Origin of the sequence: Lactobacillus bombicola, from assembly GCF_900112665.1 — a bacterium.
GTDB classification, from domain to species: Bacteria; Bacillota; Bacilli; order Lactobacillales; family Lactobacillaceae; genus Lactobacillus; species Lactobacillus bombicola.
In genome coordinates this window covers 48,089-70,064 of record NZ_FOMN01000002.1, presented here as the reverse complement: position 1 = coordinate 70,064, position 21,976 = coordinate 48,089, and the positions used below count along the sequence as shown (strand labels likewise).

Genomic DNA, 21,976 nt, shown 5'->3' with positions numbered 1-21,976 from the left:
ATATAATGAAAGAGATAGGAAAGTTAGCATCACAGTACAGTCTTTGCTATAATAATTGCGTGTTTAACGTGAACTAATATATTCTTGAAACAAAAAAATTTACAATTCAGCAAAAGAGTATATAGTGAATACACGTCATTTATAAAGGTGGTGCTATGATGAAAAAAACTTATACTAACAGTGCAAATCAAGTTTTAGAAATTGCACGTGAACAAGCACAAAATTTTCACCATCGCTTAATTGGTACTGAACATGTGCTATTGGCGATGGTAATTGAGTCTGATGGTGAAGCTGGCAAGGACTTAAGATCTTGGGGAATAACTGCAACAGCAGTTCGTGAAGAAATCGAACGCTATACTGGTTATGGTTCAGCTGGTAAAGCTACTTATATGGAAATGTCGCCTAGATTAACTATGGTTTTAGCCTATGCCGCTACATTAGCAGGACGTGAAGGGGCTACTAAAATTAAAACTAGCCATATTCTTTTAGCACTTGTCTTTAATGAACAAGTTTTAGCGTCAGTAATTTTACGCAATCTAAATGTAGATGTTGATGGCTTAAAAAATGATATTTTACATAGTTTGGGTGAAGACGACCAACTGCTTGATTTGAATGAAAATGATGACAGGGGCTGGTCAAATTATGGTAATGTAGAGGCTAATGATAAAACTAACAGTACTACTCCAACCTTAGATCAAGTATCAGTAAATCTAAATGAGCGTGCAAAAAATGGTCAAATTGATCCAGTGATTGGGCGTGATCGGGAAGTTGCTCGCGTAATCGAAATCTTATCCCGGCGTAATAAAAATAATCCAGTCTTGATTGGTGAACCAGGAGTGGGGAAAACAGCTGTGGCAGAAGCAATCGCAACTGCAATTGTAAGTAAGCAAGTACCGCATGACTTATTGGATAAACAAGTGATTTCTTTAGATTTGGGTGGCTTAGTTGCTGGAACTAAGTATCGGGGTGAATTTGAAGACCGTCTCAAAAGAATTATTAAGGAAATTACTAATGATGGTACAATCATTCTTTTTGTGGATGAGATGCATACCTTAATTGGTGCAGGTGGTGCTGAAGGTTCAATTGATGCTGCTAATATTTTAAAGCCATCGTTGGCCCGCGGTGATTTACAAATGATTGGTGCTACAACTTTTGACGAATATCAAAAATACGTTGAAAAAGATCAAGCATTGGCTCGGCGCTTTCAGATTGTACGTTTAACTGAACCATCACGCCAAGAAACTTTCGCTATTTTAACCGGGTTAAAACCTAAATATGAAAAATTTCATCATGTTAAAATTGATAAGGCAGCGTTAGAAAATGCAATTGACTTGTCTAGTCGATACATTTCTAATCGTTATCTGCCTGATAAAGCAATTGATCTAATTGATGAAGCTAGTGCATCTGTTAAAATCAAAGCTGGTACAGGTACAAATAATCAATTAGTTCAAGTTAGTGATCAACTTAAAAAAGTAATTGAACAAAAGAACCAGGCTGCAGTTAATCAAAACTTTGTGAAGGCAGCGCAATTACAAGAACGACAAAATAGCCTGCAAGTAAGGCAAGATCAAATTTATAGTCGTATGAAAAAATCAGAGAAAAATGGGGCAATTGTTCATCCCGAAGACATTGCCAAGGTGGTATCTAATTGGACCGGTGTTCCAGTAACACAAATGAGTCGAAATGAAACCAAACAATTAGCTAACCTTGAAAATAATTTACACCAACGAATTATTGGTCAAGATAAGGCTGTTTCGGCAATTAGTAAGGCAGTTCGCCGTAGCCGTAGTGGTATTAAAGATGAGAATCGTCCAATTGGTTCATTTCTTTTCTTAGGTCCAACTGGAGTAGGCAAAACCGAACTTGCTAAAGCTATTGCTGCCACAGTTTTTGGCTCAGAAAACAATTTAATCCGAATCGATATGTCAGAATATATGGATCAAATTGCTAGTAGCAAATTAATTGGTTCAGCTCCTGGATATGTCGGTTATGATGAAGGTGGGCAGTTATCTGAACAAGTTCGGCGTCATCCTTATTCTGTAGTTTTATTAGATGAAGTTGAAAAGGCACACCCTGATGTATTTAATTTGCTATTGCAAGTCCTTGATGATGGCTTTTTAACCGATTCAAAGGGACGTAAAGTTGATTTTAAAAATACTATTATTATTATGACCTCCAATCTAGGTTCACGCTCAATCTTTGAAACCAAGGCTGTTGGCTTCAGTGCTGATAATTCTAACCAGGTAAAATTACGTCAAGATCGGGTAAAAGAAGCACTAAAACAATTTTTTAGACCAGAATTTTTGAATCGAATTGATGAAAGCATCATCTTTGATGAACTTGATCAAAAGCAATTAAGGCAAGTGGTAACTTTACTTACGCGTAAATTAATTGAACGTTTGAATAAACAGGGGATTCAACTTAAAATATCGCCTGCGGCTCTTGATAAAATTGCTCATGATGGTTATGATCCAGAAATGGGTGCTAGACCACTGCGGCGAGCAATTCAAAAAGATATTGAAGATCAAGTTGCTTCAATGCTAATTGAGGGAGACTTGCAAAGTGGTGATACTTTGAAAATAGGATGTAATCGGAAAAAATTAAAGTTTGATTTAATTAGGGCAACAAAAGATAATTTGGCCAATGTTAAGTAATAACATTGACATTTAATTATTTGTTAGCTATACTTAGTCGTGATTAAAAAGCTGATTTTCAGAATTTTGCTGATATATTGTCCAGCAAAATAATAAGGACAAAAATGACAGTAGTCGTTTTTGTCTTTTTTATGCTTAAAATTCTAGCTTTTTGAAATTGTAATCAAAATGTAATACTAGCTTTCTCTGACAGAAAGGATGTTTTCTCCTTGTTAAATGGACACGTAGTGAATTTTGGCAAACATCGAACAAGACGTAGTTTTTCACGCATTAAAGAAGTGCTAAAACTACCTAACTTGACTGATGTCCAAACTGAATCATATAAATGGTTTTTGGATGAAGGTATTAAAGAAGTTTTTGACGACATTATGCCAATTAGTGACTTTTCAGGCAAGCTTTCTTTGGAATATTTGGGTTATAAACTCCAGAATTCAAAGTACACTGTTGATGAAGCACGAGATCATGATGCGACTTACGCTGCACCAATGCATGTTACCTTAAAGTTAACTAATCAAAAAACTGGTGAAATTAAGACTCAAGATGTATTTTTTGGCGATTTACCATTAATGACTGAATCTGGCTCTTTTATTATTAATGGAGCTGAGCGGGTTATTGTTGCCCAATTAGTTAGATCACCTAGTGTTTATTATTCTGGTGATTATGATAAAAATGGGCGTCAGATTTTTGGTACAACAGTTATTCCTAACCGTGGGGCCTGGCTTGAGTATGAAACTGATGCTAAGAATGTATCATATGTTCGCGTTGATCGGACACGTAAATTGCCATTGACGGTAATTATTAGAGCTTTAGGTATTGGTTCAGATGATGAAATTATTGATCTTTTTGGCCAAAGTGATACTTTACAGTTTACTTTAGAAAAAGATGTTCATAAGAATCCAGCTGATTCACGGGTTGCCGAGGCTTTGAAAGATGTTTACGAACGTTTACGTCCTGGTGAGCCTAAGACAACTGATTCTTCACGTTCCTTGCTATATGCGCGCTTTTTTGATCCACGCCGATATGATTTAGCAGCCGTTGGTCGCTATAAGGTTAATAAAAAATTATCTTTGAAGAGTCGGTTATATGGGCAAACTTTAGCTGAAACTTTAGCTGATCCTGATACGGGCGAAATTGTTGCTAAAAAAGGTACCATAGTTACCCACGAAGTAATGGATACTTTAGAAAATTATCTTGATCGTGATGATTTCAAGATGGTTACTTATCAACCTTCAAAAGAGGGTGTTTTACCAGATCCGATTACTGTTCAAGAAGTTAAAGTATACTCAAAAGTTAATCCTGAACGAATAGTTAAAATCATTTCTAATGGTCATATTGATAAAGATGTTAAATATTTAACTCCAGCAGATGTATTGGCATCAATTAATTATTTCTTCTTGTTACAAGATGAAATCGGTAATGTTGATGATATTGATCACTTGGGCAACCGGCGAATTCGCCGAGTTGGTGAGCTTTTACAAAATCAATTTAGAATAGGTTTAGCTCGAATGGAACGTGTTGTGCGTGAAAGAATGTCAATTCAAGATCCGTCAACCGTTACACCACAACAGTTAATCAATATACGGCCAATTGTAGCTAGTTTGAAAGAATTTTTTGGTTCATCGCAATTATCACAATTTATGGATCAACACAATCCATTGGGTGAATTAACTCATAAGCGGCGCATGTCTGCTTTAGGACCTGGTGGACTGACTCGTGATCGTGCTGGATATGAAGTTCGCGATGTGCACTATACGCAATATGGTCGTCTATGCCCAATTGAAACCCCAGAAGGTCCTAACATTGGTTTGATTAACTCCTTAGCAAGTTATGCTGTTATTAACAAGTATGGGTTCATTGAAACACCTTACCGACGGGTTTCTTGGAAGACCCATAAAGTTACGGATAAAATTGATTATTTAACTGCTGATGTTGAAGATAATTACATTATAGCTGGTGCTAATACTCACTTAAATCCAGATGGTTCGTTTAAAGACGATTTGATTTTGGCTCGTCATAAGGAAGACAATGTTGAAGTTAGTCCAGATAAAATTGATTATATGGATGTTATTCCAAAGCAAGTCGTTTCTGTGGCATCAGCATGTATTCCATTTTTAGAAAATGATGACTCTAACCGAGCTTTAATGGGTGCTAACCAGCAGCGCCAAGCTGCACCACTGATTAATCCGCACAGTTCTTTAGTTGGAACCGGTATGGAATATCGTGCTGCGCATGATTCTGGTGCTGCTATTGTAGCCAAAGCAGCTGGAACAGTTGAATATGTTGACGCTAACACAGTCAGAATAAGACGTAATGATAATACTTTAGATAAATATACACTTGAAAAATATCGTCGTTCAAATAATTCTAAGTCCTATAATCAAACACCTAATGTTAATTTAGGTGACAAAGTTGAAGCAGGGGAAGTAATTGTAAATGGTCCAACTATGGATCATGGTGAGCTAGCTTTAGGTCAAAATCCAGTGATTGCTTTCATGACTTGGAATATGTATAACTATGAAGACGCAATTATGCTCTCAGAACGTTTAGTTAAAGAAGATGTCTATACTTCAATTAGTATAGAAGATTATGAATCTGAAGCTCGGGATACTAAACTAGGACCTGAGGAAATTACGCGAGAATTGCCTAATGTTGGTGAAGATGCCCTTAAAGATCTTGATAAACAAGGTATTGTTCGGATTGGCGCTGAAGTTCATGATGGTGATATCTTGGTTGGTAAGGTAACGCCTAAGGGTGTGACTGAATTATCTGCTGAAGAAAGATTACTTCATGCAATCTTTGGAGAAAAGGCGCGTGAAGTCCGCGATACTTCTTTGCGTGTACCACATGGTGGTGGCGGAATTGTGCGTGATGTTAAAGTTTATACAAGAGAAAATGGTGATGAGCTTTCGCCAGGCGTAAATACTTTGGTTCGTGTTTATATTGCGCAAAAGAGGAAAATCCAAGTTGGGGACAAAATGTCTGGTCGTCATGGTAATAAAGGTACGGTTGCCGCTGTTGTTCCAGAGGAAGATATGCCATACTTGCCAGACGGTACACCAGTAGATATATGTTTGAATCCAATGGGTGTTCCTTCACGTATGAATATCGGTCAGCTATTAGAGCTACACTTAGGTTGGGCTGCTAATAAGTTAGGTATACATGTTGCTACACCTGTATTTGATGGTGCAAGTGAAGACGATGTTTGGGATACTCTGCATGAAGCTGGTATTGATAAAGACGGTAAGACTGTACTTTATGATGGACGTACAGGTGAGCCATTCCACAACCGTGTATCTGTGGGTATTATGCACTACTTGAAATTAACGCATATGGTTGATGATAAAATTCACGCTCGTTCGATTGGACCCTACTCTTTAGTTACTCAACAGCCACTTGGTGGTAAAGCACAGTTTGGTGGACAGCGTTTTGGTGAAATGGAAGTTTGGGCACTTGAAGCCTATGGTGCGGCATACACACTTCAAGAAATTTTGACTTATAAGTCAGATGACGTTGTGGGGCGTGTAAAAGCTTATGAAGCGATAGTTAAGGGTGAAAGAATTCCTAAGCCAGGTGTTCCTGAATCTTTCCGTGTTCTTGTCAAAGAACTGCAATCATTAGGATTGGATATCCGTGTGCTTGATATGGATCATAGTGAAATTGAGTTGCGCGACATGGATGATGATTCAAGTGAGCATTTAAATATTGATACTTTATCAAAGATGGCAGAAGAACAGCAAAAGAAAAAACTAGCTGAAGAAGCGGTGAAGTCTGGAGCAGAAACAGCTGAAATACCAACTAAGAGTGAAACTCTGGTTGATGAGTCCGATGATGATCACAAGATTTCTAAATAGTAGGAGGTCAAACTTTTGATTGACGTTAATAAATTTGAAAGTATGCAGATTGGTCTTGCATCCCCGAATAAAATTCGGAGTTGGTCATACGGCGAAGTTAAAAAACCTGAAACGATTAATTATCGTACTTTAAAACCCGAAAAAGATGGTTTATTTGATGAAAGAATTTTTGGACCAACTAAGGATTGGGCATGTGCATGTGGCAAGTACAAAGGCGTAAGATATCGTGGTATCGTTTGTGATCGGTGTGGGGTTGAAGTTACTTCATCTAAAGTAAGAAGAGAACGGATGGGTCATATTGAATTGGCTGCTCCAGTTACTCATATTTGGTACTTTAAGGGAATACCATCAAGAATGGGATTGATTCTTGATATGTCACCAAGGTTATTAGAAGAAGTAATTTATTTTGCTGCTTATATTGTAATTGATCCGGGTGACACCGACCTTGAATTCAAGCAATTGCTAACAGAAGTTGAATATCGAGAACAAAAAGCTAAATATGGTAGTCGCTTTGAAGCTAAGATGGGGGCAGAAGCAATTCGTGATCTGCTACGTAAAGTTGATTTGGCCAAAGAAGTTACTGATTTAAAGAAAGAATTAGCGACTGCTACTGGTCAAAAACGTGTTCGTGCAATTAGAAGACTGGATATTTTAGATGCTTTTAAAGATTCTGGTAATAAACCAGAATGGATGGTTATTGATGCCGTACCAGTTATTCCACCGGACTTACGTCCAATGGTTCAACTAGAAGGTGGCCGCTTTGCTACTTCTGACTTAAACGATCTTTATCGTCGAGTAATTAATCGAAATAACCGGTTAAAGAGATTACTTGACCTTAATGCTCCTAACATTATCGTGCAAAATGAAAAGCGGATGTTGCAAGAAGCTGTTGATGCTTTGATTGATAATGGTCGTCGTGGTCGCTCAGTTGTCGGTCCAGGCAATCGACCATTGAAGTCTTTATCACACATGCTGAAAGGTAAACAAGGGCGTTTTCGTCAAAACTTACTTGGTAAACGTGTTGATTATTCTGGTCGTTCAGTTATTGATGTTTCACCAAAATTGAAATTTTATCAGTGTGGTGTTCCGCGGCCAATGGCACTTGAATTATTTAAGCCATTTGTGATGCACGAACTAGTTAAACGCAAGATTGCATCCAATATTAAGAGTGCAAAACGCAAAATTGATCGTGAAGATGATGAGGTTTGGGATGTACTTGAGGACGTAATCAAGGAAAGAACAGTTCTACTGAACCGTGCTCCTACCTTACACCGTTTAAGTATTCAGGCATTCGAACCTGTATTAGTGCCAGGCAAATCTATTCGCTTACATCCATTAACTTGTGAAGCTTATAATGCTGACTTTGATGGTGACCAGATGGCTATTCATGTTCCACTATCTGATGAAGCAGTTGCGGAATCAAGATTATTAATGCTAGCAGCGCATCATATCTTGGCACCTAAAGATGGTAAACCGATCGTTACACCTTCGCAGGATATAGTTTTAGGTAACTATTGGTTAACACAAGCTGAAAAAGGTCGTGAAGGCGAGGGAATGATTTTCAATTCCCCAGATGAAGCAACTATTGCTTACAATAATGGTGATATTCATTACCATACAATTATTGGTATGGCTGCTGATTCAATGCCGGAAAAAGCATGGCCGAAGGGCTGTGAACACGGTATTTTTATTACGACATATGGTCGGGTAATTTTTAACCAAATTTTTCCAAAGGATTACTTCTATATCAATGAACCAACTGAAGAGAATTTAAATAATCCTTTAGCAGAAAAGTATTTCTTACATTCAGGCGAAGACATCAATCAAAAAATCGATGATATTGCTGATGAATTAATTTCTACACCATTTAAGAAGTCATTTTTATCAGATTCGATTGCAACAATTTACAAGTATTATCGGGTTCAAAGAACTTCAGAGTATCTTGATGACCTAAAGACTCTTGGTTATACAAGTTCAACCACTTCTGGTATTACTATTGGAATGACTGATGTTCCGGAAATTGATGATAAAGATGAAAAGGTAGCCAAAGCGCACAAGCAAGTTGATGTTGTTTCTAAGCAATTTAGACGTGGGCTAATTACGGAACAAGAACGACATGATCGTGTGATTAGTATCTGGAATGAATGTAAAGATCAAGTTCAAAATGAAATTGCCCAAATATATGATCCACGTAACCCAATTACAATTATGGCTGACTCAGGTGCTCGTGGTAATATTTCTAACTTTACACAGCTTGCTGGAATGCGGGGGTTAATGGCCACACCTAACGGTGGACTATTTGAAATTCCAGTTACTTCAAACTTTAAAGAAGGGCTATCTGTACTAGAACTATTCATGTCAACTCACGGTGCACGTAAAGGAATGACCGATACAGCGTTGAAGACGGCTCAGTCAGGTTATTTGACTAGACGTTTAGTAGATGTTGCGCAAGATGTGATTATTCGTGAAGAAGATTGTGGTACTGATCGTGGAATTGATGTTCATGCTATTATGGAAGGCGATGAATTAATAGAACCACTCTATGATCGTTTACTTGGTCGATTCACTGCCGAAACGGTTAAAGATCCACAAACTGGTGAAGCAATTGTAGGGCCAAATGTAATGATGGATGAAAATATGGCGCACCAAATTTGTGCTGCAGGAGTTACTAATGTTAAAATTCGTTCAATTTTAACTTGTGATACATCACATGGTGTTTGCCGCAGATGCTATGGTATGAATTTGGCAACTGGTGAAGCGGTTGAAGTTGGTGAAGCAGTTGGTACTGTTGCGGCGCAATCAATTGGGGAACCGGGTACTCAGCTAACTCTACGTACTTTCCACAATGGTGGTGTTGCTGGTGCCGAAGATATTACACAGGGTCTTCCTCGTGTGCAAGAATTGTTTGAAGCGCGTAATCCTAAAGGTCGGGCTGTTATTTCTGAAGTTGATGGAATAATTGATTCAATTCAAGAAAATCCAGCAGAACACACTCGTGAAATCACAGTTAAAGGTAAGATTGATACCAGAAGTTACAGCGTACCGTACACAGCATCTGTTGCAGTTGCTGAAGGTGATGAAGTGAAACGCGGAGCCAAGTTGACCCTTGGTTCAATTGATCCGAAAGAATTAATCCAAGTTACAGATACTTTAACAACTGAAGAATATATTTTAGTTGAAGTTCAAAAAGCTTATAGAATGCAGGGGGTTGATATTTCCGATAAGCACGTTGAAGTTTTAACTAGACAAATGCTTCAAAAAGTTAGGGTTCTTGATCCTGGTGAAACTAACTTGTTACCAGGTGAAATTATGGATATTGGCCAATTTAAGGAACGTAACACGTCAGTAATTATTTCTGGTGGCATCCCTGCAACCGCTCAAAGTGTGATTTTGGGAATTACTAAGGCAGCGTTAGAAACTAATAGTTTCTTGTCGGCTGCATCATTCCAAGAAACCACTCGTGTTCTTACTGATGCTTCAATCAGGGGTAAAAATGACCCACTTCTTGGGTTGAAAGAAAACGTTATTATTGGTAAAATCATTCCTGCTGGTACTGGTTTACCAGTTTATCGTAATATGGAACCTGAAGCAGATGTAGCTAAGCCAAAGTCTGTTTATTCAATTGCTGATATTGAAAAACAAATGAAGGAAGCTGACAAGCTAAAGGATCCACAATAATAAATTTTAAAAGAGCTTAATTTCTTAATTATAAGAAATTAAGCTCTTTTTAGTTAAGCATCAACTGTATAATTAAACCTAAAAAAAGATAGGGAATAAAAGGTATAGCTTGTTTTTTTGAAAAATTTTTCTTTTCAAGGATGAATTGTGAAAGTAAAAAAATAGAGCCAAATAAAAAAACTTGATTAGCAAAATGCGCATTAAAATATAGTATTAAAATTAAATAGATAATTAAATCGCCGCTACCAAGTTTTTTCTGAAAAATATAGATAACAAGTAAAATTAAAATTGGGAATGCCTCGATATAATCTAATAATTCAGCTTTAAATAAATTGCTAATATGATAGCTTATAGAAAAAAAGGCTGGTAAAAGCATGACGAGGTGAAACTCAGAATGTGTCGCATCATAAATCGCAACAAGCAATAAGCTAAAAATCAAAATAGCTGTTAGCTGTCCTTCAATCTTACTAAAGTCGATCTGAATATAGGCAAAACCACCAATAACTTCAATCAAAAAAAGATGGGCAGAAATTTGTCCATGACAATATCGACATCTGCCACGTAAAAAAATGTAAGAAATAATAGGAAGTTCATCTAGTAAGCTTAATTCACTGTGGCAAATTGTGCAGTGTGATCTAGTAAAGATAAAGTCACTTTGATTGTAATGCTCACAAATTACCGCTGCATGAGAAGCTAAGCAACTTCCAATTATAAAATTGGTTAATAAATAAATCATTTTATAAATTCACCTCAATTAATAATACGTAAAAATAAGTGAAATTTCTTAATAGAATGGATTGATTTTTAATTAGAAGCGTGTAAAATAATCTATGTACATTTTGAGGTATTGTTCAGGATAAAAAAGAAACTCCTGGATGTGTGAATAAAATAAACGATTTATAGGAGGAAAAATTTAATGCCAACCATTAATCAATTGGTAAGAAAAGGTCGTCGGACTAAGACGACTAAGTCAAAGTCCCCAGCTTTAAGCTATGGCTATAACAGTATGAAAAAAGAATTAGTATCTAACCCAGCACCACAAATGCGTGGAGTTGCTACTCGTGTGGGTACTATGACGCCAAAGAAACCAAACTCAGCTTTACGAAAGTATGCTCGTGTACGTCTTTCTAACTTAATTGAAGTAACTGCTTATATTCCCGGTGAAGGTCACAACTTACAAGAACACTCGGTTGTTTTAATTCGTGGTGGTCGTGTAAAGGACCTTCCTGGTGTGCGTTACCATATCATTCGTGGTGCTCTTGATACTGCTGGTGTTGATGGCAGAAAACAAGGTCGCTCTAAGTATGGTGCCAAGAAAGATTAAGGAGGAGTTAAATAATGCCTAGAAAAGGACATGTAGCTAAAAGAGATATCTTAGCAGATCCAGTATACAACTCAAAGCTTGTTACTAAGTTAATTAATCACTTGATGATTGATGGTAAAAGAGCTAAGGCATCTGCAATCCTTTATGACGCTTTTAATATCGTTAAAGAAAAGACTGACAAAGAGCCACTTGATGTTTTTGAAGAAGCAATGAATAACATTATGCCAGTTTTGGAAGTTAGAGCTCGTCGTATTGGTGGATCAAATTATCAAATTCCAGTTGAAGTTCGTCCAGAAAGAAGAACAACTTTAGGCTTAAGATGGTTGGTTTCATATGCCCGTTTGCGTAATGAGCATACAATGGATGAGCGTTTAGCTAATGAAATTATTGATGCTTCAAATAACACTGGCTCAGCAGTTAAGAAGCGTGAAGATGTTCATCGCATGGCAGAAGCTAACCGTGCCTTTGCTCATTATCGTTTCTAATTTTTTAAGGAGAGAGAATTTATGGCTAATAAACGTGAATTTCCATTAGAAAAAACACGTAATATTGGTATTATGGCCCACATTGATGCGGGTAAAACCACCACTACCGAGCGTATACTTTACTACACTGGTAAAATCCATAAAATTGGTGAAACACATGAAGGTGATTCCCAAATGGACTGGATGGAAGAAGAAAAAGAACGTGGTATTACCATTACGTCAGCGGCCACAACTGCTCAATGGAATGACTACAGAATTAACATTATTGATACCCCAGGACACGTTGACTTTACAATTGAAGTTGAGCGTTCCCTTCGGGTGCTTGATGGTGCGGTAACTGTTCTTGATGCTCAAGCTGGTGTTGAGCCACAAACTGAAAATGTTTGGCGCCAAGCTGAAACTTACGGTGTTCCTCGAATTGTTTTCATTAACAAGATGGACAAGATTGGTGCAGACTTTGATAAGTCTGTAAAATCTTTACATGAACGTTTAAACGCCAATGCTTTAGCTGTCCAGATGCCGATTGGCTCTGCTGAAACATTTGAAGGCGTCATTGATTTAATCAATATGGTAGCTGATGTTTATGATGAAGATAAGCTTGGGGCTAAATGGGAAACAATTCCAGTTCCAGATGAATACAAAGAAGAAGCAGAAAAGCGTCGTGCTGAATTAATTGAACAAGTAGCTGATGTTGATGACGACATCATGGATAAATACCTTAATGGTGAAGAAATTTCCATTGAAGAATTAAAAGCTGCTATTCGTAAGGCAACTCTAGATTTGAAAGCTTTCCCAGTATTTGCTGGTTCAGCATTTAAGAACAAGGGTGTACAAATGATGCTTGATGGTGTTGTTGATTACTTGCCATCACCACTAGATGTAAAACCTTATGTTGCTCATGATCCTAAATCTGGCGAAGAAGTCGAATTAATTGCTGGTGACGACAAGCCGTTTTCAGCATTAGCTTTCAAGATTGCAACTGATCCATTTGTTGGTCGTTTAACTTATATTCGTGTCTATACTGGTTCACTTGAATCTGGATCTTATGTTTTAAATGCTTCTAAGAACGGTCGCGAGCGTGTTGGTCGTTTATTACAAATGCATGCTAATTCAAGAAGTGAAATTTCTGAAGTCTTCTCTGGAGATATTGCGGGAGCAATTGGTTTAAAGAATACTACTACCGGTGATTCTCTGACTGATCCAGATCACCCATTGATTTTGGAAAGTCTAGAAGTTCCAGATCCAGTTATTCAAGTTTCAATCGAACCAGAATCAAAAGCAGACCGTGATAAGCTTGACGTTGCTTTGCAGAAGTTAACTGAAGAGGATCCAACCTTTAGAGCAGAAACTAATGCAGAAACTGGACAAACTTTAATTTCTGGGATGGGTGAATTGCACCTTCAAATTATGGTAGAACGAATGAAACGTGAATTTCACGTTGAAGCCAAAATTGGTGAGCCACAAGTTGCTTATCGCGAAACCTTTACTAAGGAAGCACAAGCACAAGGTAAATTTGTTCGTCAATCTGGTGGTAAAGGTCAATATGGTGACGTTTGGATTGAATTTACACCAAATGAAAGAGGTAAAGGATATGAGTTTGAAGATGCCATTGTCGGTGGTGTTGTTCCTCGTGAATTTATCCCTTCAGTTGATGCCGGGTTACAAGAATCAATGAAGAATGGTATTTTAGCAGGATATCCATTAATTGATGTCAAGGCTAAACTTTATGATGGTAGTTACCATGAAGTTGACTCTTCAGAAGCAGCCTTCAAAGTTGCCGCTTCAATTGCTTTGAAGAATGCAGCACCTAAGGCTGGTGCGGTAATTCTTGAGCCAATTATGAAAGTTCAAGTGATTACACCCGAAGAATACTTAGGAGATGTAATGGGTTCGATTACTGCTCGTCGTGGTACAATGGATAATATGGTAGACCGCTCGGGTGCTAAAGTATTGAATTCAATGGTTCCACTTGCTGAAATGTTTGGCTACGCAACTACTTTGCGGTCATCAACTCAAGGCCGTGGTACTTTCACAATGGTCTTTGATCACTATGCAGCTACTCCTAAGTCAATCCAGGAAGAAATTATTAAAAATCGTGGCGGTAACGCTGAATAGTAATTTTGTCCTAATATAAAGATCGAGTTGTTGATAAATTTAATAATTCTTTATTTTAATTAGGCTTAAAAGCATCAAACTACATGAGTAGTTTGATGCTTTTGCTTTGAACCCAATAAAATTCAATCAGCTTAAAAATTGATTTTTACTTTTATTAATAGATTTTTATAATAATAGCTATTTTTTATCAAATAAATTTCGTCTAAATTAATGCTTTAATTTAAATAAAACTAACCCTAACCCTTGATATTTAAGCGTAAAGTAGGTACAATAGTCTTTGTGCATTTAGGGCTTATTCTGCTTTAAAGCATATCTTTGTTGTAGAGCGTTGATGCAAAAGGTTGCGGCACACCAGGCTGCATTGCCACAGAAGTGTGCTGGGAATTTTTGCGGAAGCTAGTCATCTTTTAAAGAGGACGTTAAGGAGGTAATTTAATGGCAAGTCAATCAATTCGTATTCGACTAAAGTCATACGAACATGGTATTCTCGATGAATCAGCTGCTAAAATCGTAGCTACTGCAAAGAGAACTGGCGCTGAAATTTCAGGTCCAGTTCCTTTGCCAACAGAAAGGGTTTTATTCACAGTTTTACGTTCACCGCATAAGAACAAAGATTCTCGTGAACAGTTTGAAATGCGGACGCATAAACGTTTAATTGATATTTTAAATCCAACACCTAAAACTGTTGATTCTTTAATGAAGCTTGATTTACCAAGCGGTGTTGACATCGAAATCAAACTATAAATTTTAAAAAGAAAGAGGTGTAAACATGACCAAAGGAATCTTAGGAAGAAAAGTTGGTATGACTCAAATATTCACTAAAGATGGTATCCTTGTTCCTGTAACTGTTGTTGAAGCAACACCTAATGTTGTTATGCAAGTTAAGACTGTTGAATCAGACGGTTACGAAGCAGTTCAATTGGGCTATCAAGATAAGCGTGAAGTTTTGAGCAACAAACCAGAAAAAGGTCATGCTGCAAAAGCAAAGACGTCGCCTAAGCGCTTCATTCGTGAAATCCGCGGAGTAGAGCTTAAGGACTACGAAGTCGGCTCAGAAATTACTGTGGACACATTTAAGGAAGGCGACGTTGTTGACGTTACCGGAATTACAAGAGGTCATGGATACCAAGGTAACATTAAACGTTGGGGTCAATCACGTGGACCTGAAACTCATGGTTCAAGATACCATCGAATTCCTGGTTCAATGGGTTCCATCATTAACCGTGTACCTAAAGGCAAGCGCTTGCCAGGTCACATGGGTGTGAAAAAAGTTACCATTGAAAACCTAGTAATTGAAAAAGTTGTGGCAGATAAGAATGTTTTATTAATTAAAGGCAACGTGCCTGGTGCTAAAAATTCATTAATTACTGTCAAATCTGCTGTTAAAAATAACGATTAGGAAGGAGGACTAGAATGGCTAATTTAAAAGTTATCGATCAAAAAGGTAAAGATGCTGGTGAAGTTTCTTTAAAAGATGAAGTTTTTGGTATTGAACCAAATGAAAGCGTAGTTTTTGATGCAATCATCAGACAAAGAGCTGGCAAGCGTCAAGGCACTTCAAAAGTGAAGAATAGATCTGCTGTTCGTGGTGGTGGTAAGAAGCCATGGAAGCAAAAGGGTACTGGTCGTGCTCGTCAAGGTTCTATTAGATCACCTCAATGGCGTGGTGGTGGTGTAGTCTTTGGACCTACTCCACGTTCTTATGCATATTCAATGCCAAGAAAGCAACGTCGTTTGGCTATTAAGTCAGTTCTTTCCCAAAAATTAATTGATAATAATTTGATTGTTTTAGATCAGTTGACTATGTCAGCACCTAAGACAAAAGAATTCAAAGCAATACTGGACAGCTTAAATGTTGCAGGTAAAGTGTTGATTGTTTCAGAAGATAGAAACGTGCAACTTTCAGCTAAGAATTTGCCAAACGTTAAGGTAATCACTATTAATGGTGTTAATGTTGAAGATGTTGTCAATTATGACAAATTAATTTTGACTAAGGATGCTATTGAGAAGATTGAAAAGAATGTTGAGGGGGCTGCAAAAGAATGAGTGCACACGATATCATTTTAAGACCTGTCATTACTGAAAAGTCTACGAATTTAATGGATGATAAGAAGTACACTTTCAATGTGCTTTTAACTGCAACCAAGACTCAAGTTCGTAACGCTGTTGAAGAAATTTTTGACGTTAAAGTTAAAAAAGTTAACATTATGAATGTTCGTGGTAAGGATAAACGAGTTGGGCGCTATACTGGTAAAACTGCTCGCACACGTAAAGCAATTGTTACTTTAACTAACGATTCAAACGACATCAAAATTTTTAAAGACGAAAATACAGAAGAGAATAAGTAATAGGAGGTCAGTCAATTGGCTATTAAGATTTATAAGCCAACCACAAATGGTCGCCGTAATATGACTTCTTCCGACTTCGCTGAGATTACTACAAGCAAGCCAGAGCGTACTTTGCTTGAGTCACAATCACATACTGCGGGTCGTAACTCATATGGTCATATTACTAGTAGACACCGTGGCGGTGGACATAAACAAAAGTATCGTATCATTGATTTCAAACGTAACAAGGACAACACAAAGGCCGTTGTTAAAACTATTGAATATGATCCAAATAGAACTGCTAATATCGCACTTCTTCACTATACTGATGGTATTAAAACTTACATTTTAGCACCTAAAGGATTAAAAGTTGGTGATATAGTTGAATCAGGTTCTAATGCAGACATTAAGCCAGGTAACGCATTACCATTAAAAGATATCCCTACTGGTACTTCAATTCATAACATTGAGTTGAGACCTGGTAGAGGTGGTCAATTAGTAAGAAGTGCGGGTACTAGTGCTCAAGTTTTGGGTAGTGACGGTAAATATACGTTAGTTAGATTACAAAGTGGCGAAGTTCGTAAGATTTTGTCAGCTTGTCGTGCAACTATTGGTGTTGTTGGCAATGAACAACATTCATTAATTCAAATAGGTAAAGCTGGTCGTAGCCGTTGGCTAGGCAGACGTCCACAATCCCGTGGTTCTGTAATGAACCCTAACGATCACCCACATGGTGGTGGTGAAGGTAAGGCCCCAGTTGGTCGTCCACAACCTATGACTCCTTGGGGTAAGAAAGCTCGTGGTATTAAGACTAGAAATAGTAAGAGAGCCAGCGAGAAGTTAATTATTCGTCACCGTAAAGGTAGCAAGTAATAGAAGGAGGGTTAATTAATGAGCCGTAGTATTAAAAAAGGGCCTTTTGCAGATGCATCGTTGTTAAAGAAAGTTGATGCACAAGCTGATTCAGAAAAAAAACAGGTTATTAAGACTTGGTCACGTCGTTCAACTATTTTCCCTTCCTTTGTTGGGTTGACTATAGCTGTTTACGATGGTAGAAAACATGTTCCAGTTTATATTACTGAAGACATGGTTGGCCACAAATTAGGTGAATTTGTTCCAACGAGAACGTTCCATGGACACAAAGCATCTGACGACAAGGCTACAAGATAAAGAAAGGAGAAACACTTAAATGGCAGAACAAATTAGTTCAGCTAGGGCTGAAGCAAGAACTGTTCGGATTACTGCAAGAAAAGCACGTTTAGTCGTTGATTTGATTCGCGGTAAAGATGTTGCTGAAGCATTGGCAATCTTGCAATTTACGCCTAGAGCTGCTTCCCCAATCGTTGAAAAAGTTTTACGTTCAGCAATTGCAAACGCAGAACACAATTACGATCTCGAAAGTGCAAATTTATATGTATCAGAAGCATACGTTAATGAAGGAGCAACTTTAAAGAGATTTAGACCACGTGCCAAAGGTATGGCTTCTCCTATTAACAAGAGAACTAGTCATGTAGTTGTAGTAGTTTCAGAAAAGAACGATTAAGGGAGGTATATTAATGGGTCAAAAGATTAACCCAAATGGTTTTCGTCTCGGCGTGATTCGTGATTGGGAATCTAAATGGTATGCTGACAGAGGATACAAGGAAACCTTAAATGAAGACCTGCGCATCAGACAATTCATTTCTAAGAAATTAAAAGATGCCTCTGTTTCTACTATTGAAATTGAACGTGCAGCAAATAGAATCAATGTATCGATTAATACTGCTAAGCCAGGAATGGTAATCGGTAAAGGTGGTTCTGAAGTTGAAGCTTTAAGAAAAGAGTTAAATGCTTTAACTAAGAAGCAAGTTCAAGTAAATATTGTTGAAATTAAGAAGCCAGATTTAGATGCTAAATTAGTAGCTGAAAGTATCGCTAGTCAATTAGAAGCACGTATAGCATTTAGACGTGCAATGCGCCAAGCTACTCAAAGATCTATGCGTGCAGGAGCCAAAGGAATCAGAGTTCAAACTTCTGGTCGTTTAAATGGTGCTGACATGGCAAGAAGAGAGTGGCATACTGAAGGTCGTGTTCCATTACAGACATTGAGAGCTGACATTGACTATGCTTGGGTAAACGCATTTACCACTTATGGTGAAATTGGTGTTCAAGTATGGATTAACCGTGGTGAAATCTTACCTTCAAAGAGTAAGACACCTCGAAAAGCTGTGAAAGGAGGAAACAAATAATGCCTCTAGTACCAAAGCGAGTAAAACACCGTCGTGAATTCCGTGGAAAAATGCGCGGTGCTGCTAAAGGTGGAAAAACCATTGCTTTTGGTGAGTATGGTTTGGAAGCCCTTGAATCACATTGGATTACTAATCAACAAATCGAAGCTGCTCGTGTTGCGATGACTCGTTACATGAAGCGTGGTGGTAAAGTTTGGATTAGAATTTTCCCTCAAAAGTCATACACTGCTAAAGGTGTTGGTGTACGTATGGGTTCTGGTAAAGGTGCACCTGCTGGTTGGGTAGCTGTTGTTAAGAGAGAAAAAATAATGTTTGAAATTGGTGGTGTTAGTGAAGCAACCGCTCGTGAAGCTTTAAGACTTGCAGCAACTAAATTACCAATTAAGTGTAAATTTGTGACTAAAAGTTCGGAAGTAGGTGGCAATTCTAATGAAGGCTAAGGATATCAGAGCACTAACCAATGATCAGATGTTAGATAAGGAAAAGCAATATAAAGAAGAACTTTTTAATTTGCGTTTTCAACAAGCAACGGGTCAATTAGAAAATACCGCTCGCCTAAGTAAAGTCCGCAAAAATATCGCTAGAATTAAAACTATTCTTAGCGAAGAAGCATTAAAAAACGATTAGTGGAAGGGAGTTATTAACTTGAGCGAATCAATCGAAAGAAATCGTCGTCACGTATATCAAGGTCGAGTAATTTCTGATAAGAATGATAAAACTATTACTGTAGTAGTTGATACTTACAAGAATCACCCTGTATACAAAAAGCGTACAAGATATTCAAAGAAATATTACGCACAAGATGAAAATAATGAAGCTAAAGTTGGCGATACTGTTCGTATCATGGAAACTCGTCCATTATCTCGTACAAAACGCTTTCGTTTAGTTGAAATTGTTAAGAAATCTGTTTAACTTGCGGATTTAGTGAGGGGAGGATTATATAGTGATTCAAAATGAATCCCGTTTGAAGGTTGCTGATAACTCAGGTGCCAGAGAACTTTTAGTTATTAGAGTCTTAGGTGGTTCAAAGCGTAAGACTGGTAACATTGGCGATATCGTGGTAGCAACAGTTAAACAAGCAACACCAGGTGGCGTTGTCAAAAAAGGCGACGTTGTTAAAGCTGTTATTGTTAGAACAAAATCAGGCGCACGTCGTGAAGATGGTTCATACATCAAGTTTGATGAAAATGCCGGCGTTGTAATTAATGCAGATAAGAGCCCACGTGGTACTCGTATCTTTGGGCCTGTTGCACGTGAGTTACGTGAGCACGACTTTATGAAGATCGTCTCTCTTGCTCCAGAAGTCTTATAATTAAGTGAGGTGCACTGATGTTTGTTAAAACTGGTGACAAAGTAAAAGTTATTGCCGGAAAAGATAAGGGTAAAGAAGGTATTGTTCTTTCAGTTAACGTTAAAAAGAACCGTGTAGTTGTTAAGGGCGTTAATACAATAAAGAAACACCAAAAGCCTTCGCAAACCAATGCAAATGGTGGTGTAGTTGAATCAGAAGGTTCAATTCATGCATCTAATGTTAAGGTTATTGCTAAATCTGAAAGCAAAAAAGAAACTAAAAAGTAGAAGGGAGGACACAAATGGCAAATTATTTAGCTAAAGAATATAAAGAAAAGATTGTTCCTGCATTGCAAGAAAAGTTTGATTACAGTTCAGTTATGCAAGTACCTAAGATTGAAAAAATCGTTTTAAACATGGGTGTTGGTGATGCTGTTTCCAATGCTAAAACTTTGGATGAGGCTGTTGATGAGTTAACTTTGATTTCTGGTCAAAAACCATTAGTTACCAAAGCTAAGAAATCAATTGCGAACTTCCGCTTGCGTGAAGGTATGTCTATTGGTGCTAAGGTAACACTTAGAGGAGATAGAATGTATGACTTCTTATACAAGTTGATTAGTGTTTCACTTCCTCGTGTTCGTGACTTCCGCGGTGTTTCAAGTCGTTCATTTGATGGTCGAGGCAACTATACTTTAGGTATTAAGGAACAATTGATTTTCCCAGAAATTGACTTTGATAAAGTTAATCGGACTAGGGGTTTGGATGTTGTTATCGTAACTACTGCCAACACTGATGAAGAAGCGCGTGAGCTTTTAAGTCAATTTGGTATGCCGTTTGCAAAATAATGGAGGACACTAATGGCTAAAACGTCACAAAAAATTAGAAATCATCGTCCTGCTAAGTTTTCTTCACGTGAATATACTCGTTGCGAGAGATGTGGTCGCCCACACTCTGTGTATCGTAAATTTGGCTTATGCCGTATTTGCTTGAAGGATTTAGCTCACAAGGGTCAGATCCCAGGTCTTAAAAAGGCTAGTTGGTAATACGGTTAGGAGGATAGCATAAATGGTCATGACAGATCCGATCGCAGATTACTTGACAAGAATTAGAAATGCTAATATGGCAAAGCATAGTTCTGTTGAAATTCCTGCATCAAACATAAAAAAATCTATTTCAGAAATTTTGAAACGCGAAGGCTTCATCCGTGATTACGAAGTTACTGATGACAATAAGCAAGGTATTATCAAGATTTTCTTGAAATATGGTCCAGACGGTGAACGTGTCATTTCAGGCTTAAAGCGTATTTCTAAGCCAGGTCTTAGAAACTATGTTAGTGCTGAAAATTTACCTAAGGTTCTTAATGGATTAGGTATCGCCATCGTTTCAACTTCTGCTGGTGTAATTACCGATAAAGAAGCAAGACAAAAAGATGTTGGTGGCGAAGTTATCGCTTACGTTTGGTAATTCTGACAGAAAGGAGAACAATCAATGAGCCGGATAGGTTTAAAAATAATTGAAGTCCCAGATAGTGTCACTGTTACCAAAGAAGGTGACAATATCACTGTCAAAGGTCCTAAGGGTGAATTAACTAGATATTTTGATCCAAAAATTACCTTTAACCAAGAAGATGGCAAAATCACTTTTTCACGTTCAAGTGAAAGTGATAAGGCACTTCATGGTACTGAAAGAGCTAACTTAGCTTCAATGGTTGAAGGTGTAGTTAATGGTTACAAGAAGACTTTGAAGTTAATCGGTGTTGGTTATCGAGCAACTACTCAAGGTGATAAATTAACTTTAAACGTTGGTTATTCACACCCAGTTGAAATGACTGCACCAGAAGGTGTTTCTGTAAAAGCTACTTCAGCAACTGAAATTGAAGTAGAAGGAATTTCAAAGCAAAATGTTGGACAATTTGCGGCTGAAATTCGTGATGTACGTCCACCAGAGCCTTATAAGGGTAAAGGTATTCGTTATGTTGATGAATATGTACGTCGCAAAGAAGGTAAAACAGGTAAATAATAGAT

At 37.6% G+C, this 21,976-nt stretch carries 24 protein-coding genes; 23 read left to right on the top strand and 1 reads right to left on the bottom strand.

The annotated features are described in order from the left end of the window. Nucleotides 1-158: 158 nt before the first annotated feature. The 3 genes from BM203_RS01910 (at nt 159) to rpoC (ending at nt 10,183) form a co-directional block, all read left to right on the top strand. Complete coding sequence (locus BM203_RS01910) at nt 159-2,654, top strand: ATP-dependent Clp protease ATP-binding subunit (protein WP_090092673.1); 2,496 nt, start codon at nt 159-161, stop codon at nt 2,652-2,654. A gap of 209 nt (nt 2,655-2,863) precedes the next feature. Further along, on the top strand, nt 2,864-6,505 hold the full coding sequence (rpoB, locus tag BM203_RS01905; RefSeq protein WP_090092331.1) for a DNA-directed RNA polymerase subunit beta: 3,642 nt from the start codon (nt 2,864-2,866) through the stop codon (nt 6,503-6,505). Nucleotides 6,506-6,520: 15 nt separating this feature from the next. After that, nucleotides 6,521-10,183 (top strand): DNA-directed RNA polymerase subunit beta', encoded by a 3,663-nt coding sequence (rpoC, locus tag BM203_RS01900; protein ID WP_090092329.1) that lies wholly within the window; start codon nt 6,521-6,523, stop codon nt 10,181-10,183. A gap of 49 nt (nt 10,184-10,232) precedes the next feature. Here the strand turns inward: rpoC and BM203_RS01895 are convergent, their stop codons facing one another. Next, on the bottom strand, nt 10,233-10,919 hold the full coding sequence (locus tag BM203_RS01895; RefSeq protein ID WP_090092328.1) for a prepilin peptidase: 687 nt from the start codon (nt 10,917-10,919) through the stop codon (nt 10,233-10,235). Nucleotides 10,920-11,099: 180 nt separating this feature from the next. On the opposite strand from BM203_RS01895, the gene rpsL reads away from it, so the two are divergent. From rpsL to rplF, 20 genes are all read left to right on the top strand, one after another. Then, nucleotides 11,100-11,507 carry a 30S ribosomal protein S12 gene (gene rpsL, locus BM203_RS01890; protein ID WP_090092326.1) on the top strand — a complete coding sequence of 136 codons (408 nt, stop codon included), beginning with the start codon at nt 11,100-11,102 and terminating at the stop codon, nt 11,505-11,507. A gap of 14 nt (nt 11,508-11,521) precedes the next feature. Further along, on the top strand, nt 11,522-11,992 hold the full coding sequence (rpsG, locus tag BM203_RS01885; protein ID WP_090092325.1) for a 30S ribosomal protein S7: 471 nt from the start codon (nt 11,522-11,524) through the stop codon (nt 11,990-11,992). Nucleotides 11,993-12,013: 21 nt separating this feature from the next. Continuing rightward, nucleotides 12,014-14,107 (top strand): elongation factor G, encoded by a 2,094-nt coding sequence (fusA, locus tag BM203_RS01880; RefSeq protein WP_090092323.1) that lies wholly within the window; start codon nt 12,014-12,016, stop codon nt 14,105-14,107. A 435-nt stretch (nt 14,108-14,542) separates the two neighbouring features. Next, complete coding sequence (gene rpsJ / locus BM203_RS01875; protein ID WP_046327486.1) at nt 14,543-14,851, top strand: 30S ribosomal protein S10; 309 nt, start codon at nt 14,543-14,545, stop codon at nt 14,849-14,851. Nucleotides 14,852-14,876: 25 nt separating this feature from the next. Further along, nucleotides 14,877-15,506, top strand: coding sequence for a 50S ribosomal protein L3 (gene rplC / locus BM203_RS01870; RefSeq protein WP_090092322.1), 630 nt, complete (start codon nt 14,877-14,879; stop codon nt 15,504-15,506). A 14-nt stretch (nt 15,507-15,520) separates the two neighbouring features. Continuing rightward, entirely contained in the window at nt 15,521-16,153 is a 633-nt protein-coding gene (gene rplD / locus BM203_RS01865; RefSeq protein ID WP_090092320.1) for a 50S ribosomal protein L4, read from the top strand. After that, entirely contained in the window at nt 16,150-16,455 is a 306-nt protein-coding gene (rplW, locus tag BM203_RS01860; RefSeq protein WP_090092319.1) for a 50S ribosomal protein L23, read from the top strand. The genes rplD and rplW overlap by 4 nt, the downstream gene beginning before the upstream one ends. A 15-nt stretch (nt 16,456-16,470) precedes the next feature. Continuing rightward, complete coding sequence (gene rplB / locus BM203_RS01855; RefSeq protein WP_090092317.1) at nt 16,471-17,307, top strand: 50S ribosomal protein L2; 837 nt, start codon at nt 16,471-16,473, stop codon at nt 17,305-17,307. 18 nt (nt 17,308-17,325) lie between these two features. Then, nucleotides 17,326-17,604, top strand: a complete 279-nt coding sequence (rpsS, locus tag BM203_RS01850; RefSeq protein ID WP_090092316.1) for a 30S ribosomal protein S19 — start codon at nt 17,326-17,328, stop codon at nt 17,602-17,604. Between the two features lie 19 nt (nt 17,605-17,623). Beyond that, the gene (gene rplV, locus BM203_RS01845; RefSeq protein ID WP_090092314.1) at nt 17,624-17,977 is read left to right on the top strand and encodes a 50S ribosomal protein L22; all 354 of its coding nucleotides are present in this window, start codon (nt 17,624-17,626) and stop codon (nt 17,975-17,977) included. 13 nt (nt 17,978-17,990) lie between these two features. Next, nucleotides 17,991-18,662: a 30S ribosomal protein S3 gene (gene rpsC / locus BM203_RS01840; protein ID WP_090092312.1), complete on the top strand. Its 672-nt coding sequence runs from the start codon at nt 17,991-17,993 to the stop codon at nt 18,660-18,662. Then, nucleotides 18,662-19,102: a 50S ribosomal protein L16 gene (gene rplP / locus BM203_RS01835; RefSeq protein ID WP_090092311.1), complete on the top strand. Its 441-nt coding sequence runs from the start codon at nt 18,662-18,664 to the stop codon at nt 19,100-19,102. The genes rpsC and rplP overlap by 1 nt, the downstream gene beginning before the upstream one ends. Next, entirely contained in the window at nt 19,092-19,289 is a 198-nt protein-coding gene (rpmC, locus tag BM203_RS01830; RefSeq protein WP_090092309.1) for a 50S ribosomal protein L29, read from the top strand. The genes rplP and rpmC overlap by 11 nt, the downstream gene beginning before the upstream one ends. Nucleotides 19,290-19,307: 18 nt before the next feature. After that, complete coding sequence (gene rpsQ, locus BM203_RS01825) at nt 19,308-19,574, top strand: 30S ribosomal protein S17 (RefSeq protein ID WP_090092308.1); 267 nt, start codon at nt 19,308-19,310, stop codon at nt 19,572-19,574. A 31-nt stretch (nt 19,575-19,605) separates the two neighbouring features. Continuing rightward, complete coding sequence (gene rplN / locus BM203_RS01820; protein ID WP_090092306.1) at nt 19,606-19,974, top strand: 50S ribosomal protein L14; 369 nt, start codon at nt 19,606-19,608, stop codon at nt 19,972-19,974. 17 nt (nt 19,975-19,991) lie between these two features. Then, nucleotides 19,992-20,240 (top strand): 50S ribosomal protein L24, encoded by a 249-nt coding sequence (gene rplX, locus BM203_RS01815; protein WP_090092305.1) that lies wholly within the window; start codon nt 19,992-19,994, stop codon nt 20,238-20,240. Between the two features lie 14 nt (nt 20,241-20,254). Beyond that, nucleotides 20,255-20,797: a 50S ribosomal protein L5 gene (rplE, locus tag BM203_RS01810; RefSeq protein ID WP_090092303.1), complete on the top strand. Its 543-nt coding sequence runs from the start codon at nt 20,255-20,257 to the stop codon at nt 20,795-20,797. A gap of 12 nt (nt 20,798-20,809) precedes the next feature. Further along, nucleotides 20,810-20,995 carry a type Z 30S ribosomal protein S14 gene (locus BM203_RS01805; RefSeq protein ID WP_046307561.1) on the top strand — a complete coding sequence of 62 codons (186 nt, stop codon included), beginning with the start codon at nt 20,810-20,812 and terminating at the stop codon, nt 20,993-20,995. A gap of 22 nt (nt 20,996-21,017) precedes the next feature. Further along, nucleotides 21,018-21,416, top strand: a complete 399-nt coding sequence (gene rpsH, locus BM203_RS01800) for a 30S ribosomal protein S8 (RefSeq protein ID WP_090092302.1) — start codon at nt 21,018-21,020, stop codon at nt 21,414-21,416. Between the two features lie 24 nt (nt 21,417-21,440). After that, nucleotides 21,441-21,971, top strand: coding sequence for a 50S ribosomal protein L6 (rplF, locus tag BM203_RS01795; protein WP_090092300.1), 531 nt, complete (start codon nt 21,441-21,443; stop codon nt 21,969-21,971). Nucleotides 21,972-21,976: the final 5 nt, after the last annotated feature.